Origin of the sequence: Ideonella azotifigens, from assembly GCF_006519715.1 — a bacterium.
In the GTDB taxonomy this organism is placed as follows: Bacteria; Pseudomonadota; Gammaproteobacteria; order Burkholderiales; family Burkholderiaceae_C; genus Ideonella; species Ideonella azotifigens.
In genome coordinates, this window is sequence record NZ_VIDT01000077.1 from 1 (window position 1) to 13568 (window position 13568).

Annotated in this window: 10 protein-coding genes; 3 read left to right on the plus strand and 7 right to left on the minus strand. The window is 65.1% G+C overall.

All coding sequences use genetic code 11. The annotated features are described in order from the left end of the window. Nucleotides 1-578, plus strand: a 578-nt coding sequence (locus tag FKP22_RS07575) for a LysR substrate-binding domain-containing protein (protein WP_233446821.1), incomplete at its 5' end; no start/stop codon positions are given. A gap of 48 nt (nucleotides 579-626) precedes the next feature. Here the strand turns inward: FKP22_RS07575 and FKP22_RS07580 are convergent. The 4 genes from FKP22_RS07580 to FKP22_RS07595 form a co-directional block, all read right to left on the minus strand. Then, nucleotides 627-1049 (minus strand): PEP-CTERM sorting domain-containing protein, encoded by a 423-nt coding sequence (locus FKP22_RS07580; RefSeq protein ID WP_141286723.1) that lies wholly within the window; start codon nucleotides 1047-1049, stop codon nucleotides 627-629. Between the two features lie 132 nt (nucleotides 1050-1181). Continuing rightward, nucleotides 1182-2498, minus strand: coding sequence for a porin family protein (locus FKP22_RS07585; RefSeq protein ID WP_141286725.1), 1317 nt, complete (start codon nucleotides 2496-2498; stop codon nucleotides 1182-1184). Next, entirely contained in the window at nucleotides 2499-3893 is a 1395-nt protein-coding gene (locus tag FKP22_RS07590) for an undecaprenyl-phosphate glucose phosphotransferase (RefSeq protein ID WP_141286727.1), read from the minus strand. A gap of 195 nt (nucleotides 3894-4088) precedes the next feature. Further along, nucleotides 4089-4643 (minus strand): FxDxF family PEP-CTERM protein, encoded by a 555-nt coding sequence (locus FKP22_RS07595; protein ID WP_141286729.1) that lies wholly within the window; start codon nucleotides 4641-4643, stop codon nucleotides 4089-4091. 577 nt (nucleotides 4644-5220) lie between these two features. Here FKP22_RS07595 and FKP22_RS07600 point away from each other — a divergent pair. Beyond that, a complete protein-coding gene (locus FKP22_RS07600; protein ID WP_170200798.1) occupies nucleotides 5221-6951 on the plus strand; it encodes a LamG domain-containing protein in 1731 nt (576 codons plus the stop codon). Here the strand turns inward: FKP22_RS07600 and FKP22_RS07605 are convergent. Next, nucleotides 6930-8852 carry an acyltransferase family protein gene (locus FKP22_RS07605; protein WP_170200799.1) on the minus strand — a complete coding sequence of 641 codons (1923 nt, stop codon included), beginning with the start codon at nucleotides 8850-8852 and terminating at the stop codon, nucleotides 6930-6932. The two genes, FKP22_RS07600 and FKP22_RS07605, sit on opposite strands and share 22 nt — an antisense overlap. 588 nt (nucleotides 8853-9440) lie before the next feature. Between FKP22_RS07605 and FKP22_RS07610 the strand changes: the two genes are divergently transcribed. Further along, nucleotides 9441-11195 (plus strand): glycoside hydrolase family 16 protein, encoded by a 1755-nt coding sequence (locus FKP22_RS07610; RefSeq protein ID WP_141286735.1) that lies wholly within the window; start codon nucleotides 9441-9443, stop codon nucleotides 11193-11195. Nucleotides 11196-11240: 45 nt separating this feature from the next. Here the strand turns inward: FKP22_RS07610 and FKP22_RS07615 are convergent, their stop codons facing one another. Both FKP22_RS07615 and FKP22_RS07620 read right to left on the minus strand, forming a co-directional pair. Further along, on the minus strand, nucleotides 11241-11801 hold the full coding sequence (locus tag FKP22_RS07615; RefSeq protein ID WP_170200800.1) for a serine O-acetyltransferase: 561 nt from the start codon (nucleotides 11799-11801) through the stop codon (nucleotides 11241-11243). After that, nucleotides 11798-13378 carry a lipopolysaccharide biosynthesis protein gene (locus tag FKP22_RS07620; RefSeq protein ID WP_141286739.1) on the minus strand — a complete coding sequence of 527 codons (1581 nt, stop codon included), beginning with the start codon at nucleotides 13376-13378 and terminating at the stop codon, nucleotides 11798-11800. Before FKP22_RS07620 ends, FKP22_RS07615 begins: the two co-directional genes overlap by 4 nt. Nucleotides 13379-13568 lie beyond the last annotated feature (190 nt).

Sequence of the window (13568 nt, forward strand, 5' to 3'; positions counted from 1 at the left end):
AGGTCGAACTGCAACTTACGTTGAGCGACCGCCAGGTGAACCTGGTCGAACAGGGCCTGGACCTGGCGCTGCAGATCGGGCCCTTGCCGGATGCGCGCCTCAGCGCACGCCGGATCGCCGCGAATCACCGGGTGCTGTGCGCCTCGCCAAAGCTGCTGCGCACGCTGGGCGAGCCCGGCCGGCCGGCGGACCTGGCTCGCTGGCCGTGCATCCTGCTGCGCGAGAACGAGGAGGCGTTCAACACCTGGCAGTTCACGCCACGCGGCGATGGCCAGGGCAGCCGAACAGCGCCCCGGCAGGAAAGCGTGAAGGTGCGTGGCCGCATGTCGACCAACGACGGCGACACCGCCTTGCAATGGGCGCTGGACGGCCACGGCGCGCTGCTGCGCTCGGTGTGGGACGCCGCGCCTTACCTGCGTTCAGGCCGGCTGCGGGCGATGCTGCCCGACTGGCAACTGCCGCCGGCCGACGTGATGGCGCTGTACCCGACGCGCGAGCATCTTTCGGCCCGTACGCGGGCGGCGGTGGATTTCCTGGTGACCTGGTTTGAGCAGCATCCGCTGCCGAACTGGCCCTGAAGACCCGCAGCGCCGCGGGTCACATGGATCGTTCGACGACGGGAGTCGTCAGCCTTGCAGGCGACGGCGGCGGAACATCAGGCCCAGCGCACCCAGGCCTGCCAGCACCATGGCCGAGCCCGAAGGCTCGGGCACCTTGGCGGCGAACTGCAGGCCGTCGACCAGCAGCCGGGAACCCATGCTGCTGCGCAAGCTGTCATTCAACAGCGGCGTGCCAGCCATGAACGAGACTTTCGGCACCGTGCCGGTGGCGACAAGGCCGCTGCCGGCCACAGTGCCGAAACTCTGGCGCGACACGTTGCCATGGGTCACCATGACCAGGCTGCTTGCATCGGGCGCGGTGCGGCCCACGCCATCACCCAGGACCAGGCTTTCGAAACTGGCGTTCGGCAGGTTTTGGGCCGTGGCACCCGCGGAACCCAGCCCCAGGACGGAAGCCGCGAGCACAGAAGCGACGATTGATTTGTTCATGTTTCCTCCGCAAAGAAAGGGCCGGACCCAAACTGCACCCGGAGAGGCGCCCGATCCCGCAACAGAGAGATCAGCGCACGGGATAACCCTGAGCAAGATCCACGCCCGTTTACGGGTTTTCACGGTTGCACTTCACTGCCAGACGAAACGGCCGTAACAGCCCACCACAGTGGCGTCGTAAGGCGTGGTCAACTCCGCGCTGCCAGAGGTTTGGCGACGTTCCGGGGTGGCCTGGCAACCCAACGCCAAGCCGCGACTGGGCCGCCAATCCACCTTCAAGGTGATGCGGCGCTGCCTGTCCTTGGCGCTCAGCGCATCCGGCGTGCCCTGACCACGTTGCAAATCGCGCAGGCTCTGTTGATAGTTCAACGAGAACTGCAGCTTTTCCGACGCCTGCCAGCGGGAGGCGATGGAGAACTCGGTGCCGAGTTGAACGTCTCGGCTGGCCTGCCCCTCGCTGAGCGGCAGATTGCCGGTGTCGCTGTCGCGCAGAACCTGGGTGTCGAAGCTCAGCTTGCCGGTGGGCTGCCACTTCCAACTGAGCGAGCCCGACCACAGCTGCGCTCGCTGCAGTTCGCCCTGGTGATGATGCTCGTTGGAGTGTGCCAGCCGCAGGACCAGCGAACTGGCTCCGCTGGGGCGCAACTGCAGCGAGGCCTCCAGGTCGCGCCTGTCGTACCTGTCGGCCTCCCCATCGGCTTCGCCGTGGGGATATCGCCCATCGGTGTAGCGCAGCAAGGTCCGGAAGCTGAAGTCCGGGTGGGGCCGATATCGCACCCCCAGTTCGACAGCACGCCTGTCCAGTTCGCTGCTGGCGGAGGCATCAGCGGAATAGCGGCGCTGGAATGCAGTCAAGGCGCCTTCCACGGTCCAGGCCGTGACCAGCCCCAGATTGGCGCGGAAGAAGCCTTCGTCAATGCGCTCCAGGTTCTTCAGCAACTCGCTGCTGCCGTCTTCGGTCTCCCCCAGGAAATTGCGATAGAGCGACTGCTGGTGAAGCAGGCCGAGCTGGCCCTGCCAGCGCTCGGCCGTCGACCAATCCAGCTGTGCACGCAAGATCGGGCTCAGGTTGTTGAAAGCCTGGCTGTCCCGAAATCGCTGGTACTGCAGGTCCGCGCTGACATCCAGGCGCTGCCGCCCCAACCACTGGTCAAGCCCCAGCCGCAGATCCGTGTTGCTGACGATGTCGCTCACGACCCGTCCGGCAGGTGCATGCAGCACGTTGCTGTCGTGCTGCAGCGATTCGCTGATGGAAATCGAGTAGGGATTGGCTTCAATGCCGTCGGCAACGCCGTTGCCGCTGCCAACTTCCCCGGTCCCCGCCCCACTGCCCGCGCCGCCAGCCTCCTGCGCAACCGCCAGCGCAGTGGCGCCGCAAATCAGCACACCCACCACCCAGCGCGCAGGTGGCAGCTGCGCACCAGGCCCCTTCTTGCCAACCCGCTGCATTCAGTACGCGCCGCGATCAAAAAACATCATCTTGGCCGTGCGGAAGATGATGCTCAGGTCCAGACCCAGCGACCAGTGCCGCAGGTATTCCAGGTCGTACTCGACCCGGCGTGCCATTTTCTCGACCGTATCGGTCTCTCCACGCAAGCCGTTGACCTGGGCCCAGCCGGTGATGCCGGGCTTGACCTTGTGGCGGGCCATGTAGGCCTTGACGATCTTGCGGTACTGCTCGTTGTGGGCGACCGCGTGAGGCCGCGGCCCGACGATGCTCATGCGGCCCTGCAGCACGTTGATGAACTGCGGCAACTCGTCCAGCGATGTGCGGCGGATGAAGGCACCGAACGGCGTGATGCGCGGGTCGCCGCGCGTGGCCTGAACGACCACCGGGCCGTTGTCCTCGGTGGTCATCGAGCGGAATTTGTAGACCTCGATGATCTCGCCGTCCAGCCCGGTGCGGCGCTGCTTGAAGATCACAGGCCCCGGCGAACTGCGCTTCACGCCGATCGCCAGCAGGACCAGGATGGGCGAGATCGCCAGCAGGATCAGCGAGGACAGCAGCAGGTCGCTGGTGCGCTTGAGCAGCCAATTCACGCCGGTGAACGGCGAGCCCAGCAGGCCGACCACCGGCACGCCACCCATGTCCTCCAGCCGGCCCTGGATGATGCTGAAACCGTGCACGTCCGGCACGAAGTGAAGCGACGCCGTCGTGTTCTGCAGCGACTCCATCAGCCCCAGGATGCGCGGCTGCGAGGTCAGCGGCAGCGTGATGAAGACGTCTTTCACGCCATGTGCGTCGATATAGGCCGGCAACTCGGCCAGCGTGCCGCGTAAGGCCACGTGCGGCGGCAGGTCCACGCGGGTGTGCTCCCGGTCATCGAACACACCCAGCAGCTCGCGGCCCTGGTCGCGCCGCAGCGACAGCATGTCGGCCACGCGCAGGCTCATGCCATTGGCACCGACGATCACCGCCGGCCGCTGCGCCTGCGGCTGCGCAGCGTGGCGACGCATCCACTGCCCGCCCGCAGCCACGCAGGCCCACTGCACCAGCGGCACCGCCACGGCCCAGGCCGACAGCATGCGGCGGTCAAATTCGCGCAAGCTGTCGGTGGCGTAGCCCAGCAATGCCAGCACCGCAAGGATGCCGCTCCAGGTCAGCACGATGTCAAGCCCGACGCCGATGCCCCGCCGCCCGAAGCGATTCACGCCAGGGAACATCATCACCAGCAACAGCAACACCAAAGCCTTGGCCGGGCCGTCAAAAGGCTCGGCGAAAACGTCATGCGCAATCACCAGGCCCAGCGCGGCGATGCCGGGCTCCAGCACGGCGGCGATCAGCGCCGAAACCGACGGCGGCGAGTTCAGGAACAGCCGCGTGGCACTGCGGTCGTCCATCATGTCGACCGTCCTCCGTGCCAACCCAAGAAAACAGAAAAACTGACTCGTGTCATCGAGATGTCCTCCCGCGACATTCGGCGCCTTGCGGGCCGCTGTCGCTGTTGTCCGCCATCCAATGAGCCCAGGATCCACCTGAACACCGAGGGCCGCCCCACAGGCGCGCGACCCTCTCCCAACGCACTCTTATGATGGCTTTCAGGCCATGGCGAGATCCGCGGTCATGCCGCCGCTCGGCAGGTCCTGCGCCTGGCCGTTGGCAGCTTCGGACTTGCGACGCCCCGCCCATCCGAGCACCCCCAGGCCCAGGCCCAGCAACACCAAGGGCGTGGGTTCCGGTACCGGCGCTGCTGCAGCGATCAGCGCATAGCTGCCACCAAACAAGCCGGTGCCAGTGCCCGTGACATTCAGGTAGTAGTTCTGGCCAGCCGTCAGGCCCACGTTGCTGAGGTGGGTGGAACCTCCTGTGACATAGCCACTGCCGATGGCGGTGTAGACGCCCAGCGACAGGCCGGCGATGTCAAAAAGCGTTCCACCCAGGGTGATGGACGTGGTGGCGAACGAGGCGAAGCTGGTGCTTGTGGGCAGGCTGAACGACCACCAGTCGCTGAAGGAGCCGGGAGAAACGACGGCGCCCGCGATCGCCGGCTTGGCCGGCGCTATTGGCAGGACGCCCAATGAATAGGTTGTCGCTTGGCTGGCCAGGCTCGCGCCCGCCAAAGCCAGCGACGCGAGCAGCGGTTTCAGTTTCATGTGAAATCCTCGGTTGAATATTGGAAAGGAAAAGACTCGTACTGCACTTCTGAACTGAAGACGTTCTGAGGCCTTCTATGCTTCCGTCGCCCGAGGTTTGATCCCCGTCCCAACTGGCTTCTCACCTGAGACCAGACCCACCGCGGCAATGCAAAAGACAACAAGCATGCGAATGCGGCGGGGCGGCACAGTCTGAGTTGCGCCAGCGCGCCTGACCGCGCGCCGGTGCACCAATGGCGACACATGAGCGGCAAAGCTGTTGGGTTTCACACACCACATCGAACATGCCGGCCTCTGAACAACCCATGCCGCTGGAACTGCGGGAAAACCATGCAAGAGTCAGACCCGCCCAGACCACAGCCCGCGTGTGGTGAAGCCTTGATCGCAACTGCATCCGCAAGCATGAGGACGCCCTCGCATGGCATGTCGTTTGCTCGTCTCAGAGGCAGGAGATGCAGGGCCATGGCACCGCCTGGGCTTGTCCAGACACCGAGGCCGAGGCAATCAACTGCACGTTTGCTCACACTTCCAGATCCACGGGGCGGATATCAGCGAACCACGACACCGAAGACGCGACGTGCTTGCCAGCTTGGGCGGAGCAGGCTTGGGCGCGCTGATCGGCGTGCAGAGTCCACAGGCAAATGCTCAGGCCCAAGCCAAAGCAGCCGATCCGCTGTGGGCGCCGGAAGCGCTGGGTGAGCGCGTGTGGCTGGACTGGCGGGCGGAAGATCTGGCCGAAGGTCCGGTGGCCGAATGGAAAGACCGTGTGGCCGGGCTGGCAGCCACCCAAAGCGACGCTGCCCAGCAACCGCTGCGCACCCCGGATGGCGTGCTGTTCAAAAGCGGCGGAAGGCGGCTGACGCTTGCCGCACTCTCCAGGGCGTACATCGCCCACCGCGCGATGCTGATGATCTTCCGCGCGGATTTCGCGGACGCTGCCTCCGCAAGCGGCAGTTTTGTGTCGTTCAACGGTTACGACGAGGCCCCCACCTCCCGGCAGCCAGGCGTGTTTTACGCAGCCAGCGGCAGCACCCGTTCCGTGCTGCCACAGTGGCGGGATCCGCGCGGGCACTGGGCGGGCAACCACGCGTTGACCAGTGATGCCTCCCGTTGGCACGTGGTGCTGACCCGACGCGTCAACGGCACGGCTTACAGCTCGCTCGATGGCGGCCCGGAGCAGACCTCGGCCGGAGGGATGTTGTGCCTGCCGCGCGGGGTGACCGGCACACCCGGCCTGATCGGCGACCACGGCAACCAGGGCCCGAGCTGGATGCTGGACTGCCTCCTGGTGCTGCAGGACGAACTTTCGGAAGCAGACGCCCAGCGCCTGATCGCCTGGGGCATGTGGCGCAAGGGTGTTCAGACATCCCTGCCCGCAGACCACCGCTACGCCGACGCGGCGCCCAAGCTCTCGCAGTTCACGCCGGAGCCCGCCTTTCGAGAGACCAGCAACAGCGACTGGCTGACCATGAAGGCCTACTGGGAGCACAAGAATCCGGCTCAGACGCTGGAACAAGCTTACCGATCCGAACTGGATCTGTCTGGCCACCGGCTGGTGTTCGAGGACCACTTCACCCGGCTGAGCATCACGGACGAAGTCAGCGGGGCCGGGCCCTGGTGGTCGCCGGTGCATCCCGCCGCCACCGGGAAGGCCAGAACCGCCCGGGTTGCCGAGCAACCAGCGACCTTTGTGCAGTCCGGCAGCGAGCTGACAATCCGCATGCAGTCCGGCCCCAAAGGGTGGCGTTCGGGCGTCTTCACCTCGGTCAACCTGAACGGCCATGGCAATGCCTGGAAGTTCGGCTATTTCGAGTTCAGGGCCAAGGTCAGCCGGGGCAATGGCTTCGGCGCCTGGCCAGCGTTCTGGCTCAAGTCTGTCAACGAGTTCTTCAGGCTCACCGAGTCCAGACTGGAACTGGACCTCTACGAAGGCTATTGCTCAGACCCCAAAGGGCACCACCAAGCCATGCACCAATGGCCCGCGGCCCGCTTGGTGGAAGGACGCATCAGCAAACGCCGCAGCGTCGGCAACTACACCGGCCTGAAGGCTTCGCGGTGGGGCGAACACACCGTCGACCTGTTCGACGACGCCTACCACCTGTACGGCATGATGCTCGATGAGCAGTGGACCCGCTTCTACTTCGACGGCCTGGAACTGGCGCGCTTTCCAACGCCCATTGAAGCCAAGCAGCCACTCTTCATACTTGTTGACCTTGCGCTGCTGCCGCAGCAGGCAGACAAAGCCAGCGGCAGCTACGAGCTGACACTCGACTACATCCGGGTCTATCAATCGAGCAAACCGGGCTGAATCGCAGCGAGAGGGCCAGGCGCGCAAGCACTGGCAGCCGGGCCCAGGGCACAGGCGATGCGCTCGCTCAGGCTGCGTGCCACAAGCTCACTGCCTGCGGCAGTCAGATGCCCATCATCCCAATACAGGCTCTGCCCGTTGACGGCAATCCGGCACTGCTCGCCCACGCACAACCGGTCGCGCACCGAAAACCAACTCGCCAGGCGCGCGGCAGCCGTGTGACGAAGGACCGGCTCAGCCTTGAAGTCAGATGCGGGGCGGAAGAAATCGTCCGGCAACCCTCGCACGCGCAAGATGTCCCGGATCACCGGCACCTCTGCGCTGTACGTCGGGCTCTCGCCCAGCACCAGCACCGGTATTCCCAGCCGCGCAAGCTCCGTCAACGAACGCCGCAAGGAGCCCTCGAGCGAGGCCATGTCGCGGTAGCGGTTCCAACGCGCACCGATCAGCACCAGATCAGGCTTCAGCTCGGCAATCCGAGCCAGCGCAAACTGGTTGAAAGCCGCGCAGTCCTTCCTGTCTCCAACAGGCGCAGGCATCAAGGGCCCGCAGCCCGCGTAGGTCACCTGCGTCAACCGGAAGGTCGTCAACCGCAATGCCTCCAACCCCGGCACATAGTGGGCTGCGTAGCTGTCTCCCCAGATCAGCACGCGCTTGGCCGCCGGCGAAGCCTGGCCGAACGTGCATGCCCGCTCAGACCAGTTGCCCGCCACAAAGCCACTGACGAAAAAACAAGTCTCGGGGTGATAGAGCGCCTCCCCCGGGAACGTTTCGCCGCGCGCCTCGAACCTTTCGGGCAAGCCCTTGCTCCAGTGCAATCCGTAGCCTGCACCGAACACCAGCATCAATCCCGTCATGGCGGCCGCCGAAACCCGGAGGCCGCTCAACCGCGCATGGCGGGCAGGCTGCTCGACGAAGCGATACGACAAGACGGCCAGGCCCAGCGCACCTGCACCGAGAAACCCCCTGGCAAGCCCATCCGGCGGCTGCAGAAAATGCAACTCGTAGAACACGATCAAAGGCCAGTGCCACAGGTACAGCGAATAGGACCAGCGGCCCAGCGTCACGGGCACGCGGGAGGCGAGCACACGGCTGACCCAGATCCCCTCCGTCAGCCCGGACTGCAGCACGAGCACCGCACCGGCCACCGGCATCAAGGCGGCGTATCCGGGAAAGCGTGTCTCGGCTGAAAACCGGCAGGCGGAAAACAGGATCAGCGCGAGACCCAAGGCCGAACCGGGCCCCGCCCACCTGGCCGGCAAAGTGCGCCGCGAAGTGGCCGCCAGCGCGCCGGCCAACAGTTCCCAAGCTCTGAATGGCAACAGGAAATAACCTGCGTCAGGCCAGCGGTACGCCGCGACCACGCATGCGGCGAATGACGCCAACGCGAGCCCCGCAATCATCCAGAAGGGTCGCCAGCGGGCCTTCGCGCAAACCAGCCAAAGCAATGCTGGATACAGCAAATAAAACTGTTCTTCCACGGACAGCGACCAAGTGTGCAGCAAAGGCCGGTGGTGCGCATTGGCCGCGAAATAGCCCGCATCCAGCCAAAAGAACAGATTCGAAGACATCAGCGCCAACCCCGCGAGGCTGCGCCCCAAATCGCGCAAGTCTTTAGGGAAAAGCAAGCACGTGCCCGCAGCCACGACAGCCAAAACGACCACCAGCAGAGCGGGCAGAATTCGACGCATTCTGCGCACATAAAAAGCGCCGAGCGCAATGCCGCCGGTCTTCAATTCGGCCAGCAGCAGCGAGGTGATCAGGAAGCCGGAAATGACAAAGAAGACATCAACCCCAATGAACCCGCCCGGGAAACCTGGCACCTCCAAATGGTAAAGAAGAACAACCAATACTGCGACGGCTCGCAAGCCGTCAATATCGCCACGATATCTATTATTCACACCACAGTCCAATCGAAAGTCTGCCTCAAAATACGGACAGTCACCGCTCCCAATCTCACTGTGTCTTTATTGCGGCGTGGCCAGCGTCAGAGCGCAAGTCCAAAACGCGTTACATGGTGCAACATTCGGGCCAGCGAGCGCAGTGCGCATTCGCTTCTTGTGCGAACGCACGCAGCCGCGACCTCATGCCCATATGCCCATGGTCACGGGCGCGTACCCACCTGCCCGAGCCGGCTCGCGGCTCACCATGGTCACGCCGAACCCCATGCGAGCGAGGAACTGCCTAGCAAACAGCAAGTTGCTGCATTTCCAACAGCAAAGTGCGCTTATCCGCCCACCCATTGCCACGCATTCGACAGGTTTCGAAACCTCATCATCAATGGCCATGTTTTTGAAAGGCCGAATAGGTCATTAAAACGGACTCCTCAATCGAGATGATCGAGTGCCTGAGGCAGCTAAAGTTCCTACAGGCCGGACTCGCGAATTTCACGATGCTGGTGCGTGTACGCACCATTTTTGGCCATATCCTTTGAGGATCGTTGTCCTTCAAAAGTTGTAATTCATCGGCGAATTTCTCTGGAGAATGAAATGACGAGCAGGCAACACCGGCGGCGTGATGTACTGACCACCCTGGGCGGCCTCGGCCTAGGGGGAATTGGTGAGCTATGTACGGCACATGCCAATGCTCGGAACGTCGCGAATGTTGCGAATGTCGCCCAGGCGGCATGGACCCCCGCCGCCCTGGGAGAGCGCGTATGGCTGGACTGGCGGGCTGAGGATTTGGTGGACGGACCGGTTTCCCAGTGGAAGGACCGGGTCGTCGGCATGCTGGCGAGCCAAGGCGACACGACGCGGCAGCCGGTACACACATCAGACGGCGTGCTGTTCCAGAGCGGCGCCAGAAGACTGCTGATCCCCGCGCAGGCTCAAGCCTTCCTGGCCCACCGCGCCGTGCTGATGATCTTCAAAGTGGACTTCACGGGCAGCACCAGCGCCGATGGCAGTTTTGCAGCCTTCAACGGCTACGACGGTTCGACCACGTCCAGGCAACCGGCCATGCTCTACAAGAACGATGGCGCCACCCGCACGCTGTCCGCGCAATGGCGCGACCCGCGCGGCTACTACTCTCAGCCCTTGACCATCAGCAATGACACGGCCCAATGGCATTGCGCGATCACGCGCCGTGTCGGTGGCACGGCATACAGCTCAATCGACGGCTCGCCCGAGTTCGCAACCGGCGCGGGCGCCATCTGTTTGCCGCGCAGCACTTCGGCCACCGGGCTGATCGGTGATTACAGAGACAACGGCCCCAAGTGGACACTGGACTGCCTGATCGTGCTTCAGGACGAGCTCTCACTCGCCGATGCGCAGCGACTGGCCGGCTGGGCCATGTGGCGCAAAGGTGCGCAGGCGCAGTTGCCCAGCACCCATCCATACCGCAACAGCGCCCCCTTGATCAGCGTCACTGATAGCCAGGCGGTCTATGCCGAAACGACGCCAGACCAATGGACGACGCTGAAGGCCTATTGGGATTCCACGGACATCACTCTGCAACTGGAGCAGTCATTTCGCAAGCCGTTGAATCTCGTGAACTATCAATTGGTGTTCCAGGACACTTTCGACACCTTCAGCGTCACCGATGAAGTGACCGGCGCAGGCCCCTGGTACAGCCCCGTTCATCCAGACGCGACCGGCGCGGCAAAAACAGCCAAGCTCACCACCTCACCCCCACCTTTCGTGCAACAGAGCGGCGAAATGATCGTACGCATGCAGCAGGGTGCAAGTGGCTGGCAAAGCGGCGTCTTCACATCGGTGAACCTCAACGGGCAGGGGCGCAGCTGGCAGTATGGCTACTTCGAGATGCGTGCGCGGGCCAAGTCCGGCAACGGTTACGGCAGCTGGCCTGCGTTCTGGCTGAAAACCACCAACGAGTTCTTCCGGCTGACCGAGACCCGGGTGGAGATTGATGCCTACGAGGGCTATGCCTCCGATGCCAAAGGTCACCACCAGAGCTTTCACAACTGGCCGGCGGCGAGGCTGTTGGCTGGCCGCCTGACCACCCACCGCTATCTGTCCAACTACGTCGGGCTCACTGCCTCCCAATGGGGTACCGATGTGAATCTGTTCGACAACGCGTACCACACCTACGGCGTGCTGGTGACGCCCGACTGGATCATCTACTACTTCGACCGCCTGGAACTGGCCCGTTTCCCCACGCCGGTCGAAGCCAAGAAGCCATTGTTCCTGCTGGTTGACCTGGCGATGAGTTCTTCCGAAGTTGCCAAGGCCAGTGGTACCAGCGAGCTGGGAGTGGACTACATCCAGGTCTACCAGAAGAAGTGAGCCGGCGACCGCGGCGGATCCGGTCGCCCGCGCGCCAGCATCGACTCAGCTTGTACAGGAGCGCCGCAACACCCGGGCCGGAACGCCGGCGGCCGTGCAGGCCTCGGGCAGGTCTCTGAGCACAACGGCGTTTGCGCCGATGGTGGTGCGGGCGCCGACGTTCACCTTTCCCACGACGGCAGCGCCCGCGAACACGGTCACGTCGTCGCCCAGCACGGGATATCGGTCACTCCCGCCGTCCCCGCGCCGCCCGCCGCCAAGCGTGACGTGCTGGTAAATCACCGCCCGTGCGCCGACCACCACGCCTTCACCGATGACGATGCCCACCGGATGCGGAAACTTGACCCCGGGCGCGATGCGCGCGCTTGGGCTGATGTAGCAGCCATACCGCCGCTCCATCAGCAGCCCCAGCCAGTTGCCGGCACGCATCCAGCCGCGCCCCCGCACGTAGCCGCGGGTGCGCAGCAAGCACATCAGGCCCTTGCTGCCCCGGCCGGTCAGCAAGGCCCTGCCCAACCGCAGCCAGAAGCCCCAGCGACCACCGGGCACGTGCCAGCCGTCCTCGGCCAGATCCGCGCGCAGTTGGTCGTACGCCAATGCGCTCACGTCGCCTCGCGTGGGGAGCGGTGGAACGCGCGGTACAGGCGTCTGCGGCATGCACCCTGCACTTGCCCCGCCAGGGTGGCGCCGTCCCGCCCCAGCAGGGCGGCGCGCGGCCAAGCCACCAGCAGGCCGGCCAGCAGAGCCAATGCCGCGCCAGCGGCCAGCAGAACGGCTGGGGCCGGCACCTCCAGGCGATGCAGGCCATATCGCAGGCTCCATAGGGCAACGCCCAACACCGCACCCAGCAGCAGGCCATGGCCATGCGCCGCCAGAAAAGCGCCCACCGACACACCCACCGCACGGCAGGCCTGCACTGTGATCAGCACGAACCACAGCACGATGGCCAGGCCAACCGCCATGCCCACGGCCACCAGCCCGTGGCGCACCGCGTACAGCGAGCCACCTATGGTCAGCACCGCATAGAAGGCCTGGGAAATGACCAGCTCACGCACCGCGCCCTTGGCCCTCAGCAGCGAGCCGCTGACCCGCGCACCCAGGCGGAAGTAGGTGCCGATGGCCAGCACCGAGAACACCGGCACCACCGCCGTCCACTGCGGGCCCAGCAGCACCGCCACCAAGTCCGGCGCCAGCAGGAACACTGCGGCGGTGAGCGGCAGGCCCATCAGCGCCGTGAGCTGCACGCCGCGCAGGTAGGCTGTGCGCAGCCGCTCCGGTTCGTCCTGCACGCGGGCCATGGCGGGGAAGACCACGCGATCGGCCACTTTGGCGTACAGGTCGGTGGGCATGCTCATCAGCTTGTAAGCACGGGAATACAGGCCCAGGCTGGCGGCGTCCAGATGGCGGCCGACGATCGTCACGTCGGCCCGCAACGCGATGAAATTCAGCACCCGCGAGGCGGTGAAGCCGCCGCCGGTGCCCAGCAGTCGGCGCGCGCATTCGCGATCCAGCAGCGGGGTAAGTTCCGGCTTGGCCAGCCAGATCAGCGCCACCGCACGCAGCAGTGCCTCGGCCAGCATCGCGCCCACCAGCGCCCAGTAGCCCGCGCCCGCCAGGGCCAGGCCGATGCCGACGCCCGTGTAGGCCAGCATCTTCGCGCCCAACTCGGCCTTCATCACCCGCGAGACCTGCAATCGGCGCAGCAGCAGGCCCTCGGCGACTGTGGAAAAAGCCTGGATGACGATGATGAGCGAGAGAAAGCGCAGCGCGCCCTCGGCCGCAGGCAGGTGCATGAAGTCTGCGAATGCACGCGCGCAGGCCTGTGCCACGCCGAACAACAGAACCGCGCTCATCAGCACCAGCGTCATACCGGTACGCTGGTCGCGCTTGGAGAGCTGCTGCAACTGCACCACGGTGGCGCCAATGCCCACCTCGCGCAGCAGATTGCACAGCGCAAGGAACAGCATCGCCGCCGCCACGATGCCGTAGTCCGCAGGGGTGAGCAGGCGTGAGAGCAGCGCGGTGAGCAGCAGGTCAAAGCCCATGCCGGCGCCGTGGAAGACACTGGTGGAGGCAACCGCGCTGGTCACCTTGCGGCTGAGGTGGCGTCCGGCAGGCGCGTCCGGCCCGGCTGGGGGCAGCGCCGGCTCGCTGGGATGCGGGGGAGTAGTCTTCTCTGTCATGCGCTGAGTGCTAGGAGAGCGGGAGCCGGGCTGGGCATCAGCCCCGTGCGGTGTTCAGGCCCGGGCGCACCTGGGCCCACTGCCGCTTCACCCCACGCACCAGGGCACGGGCTTGCACCAGGCCGGGCAGGTGCACCATGACCTGGGCCATACGCACCTTGGCGCCACCGTGTTCGCGCAACGCGGCGGC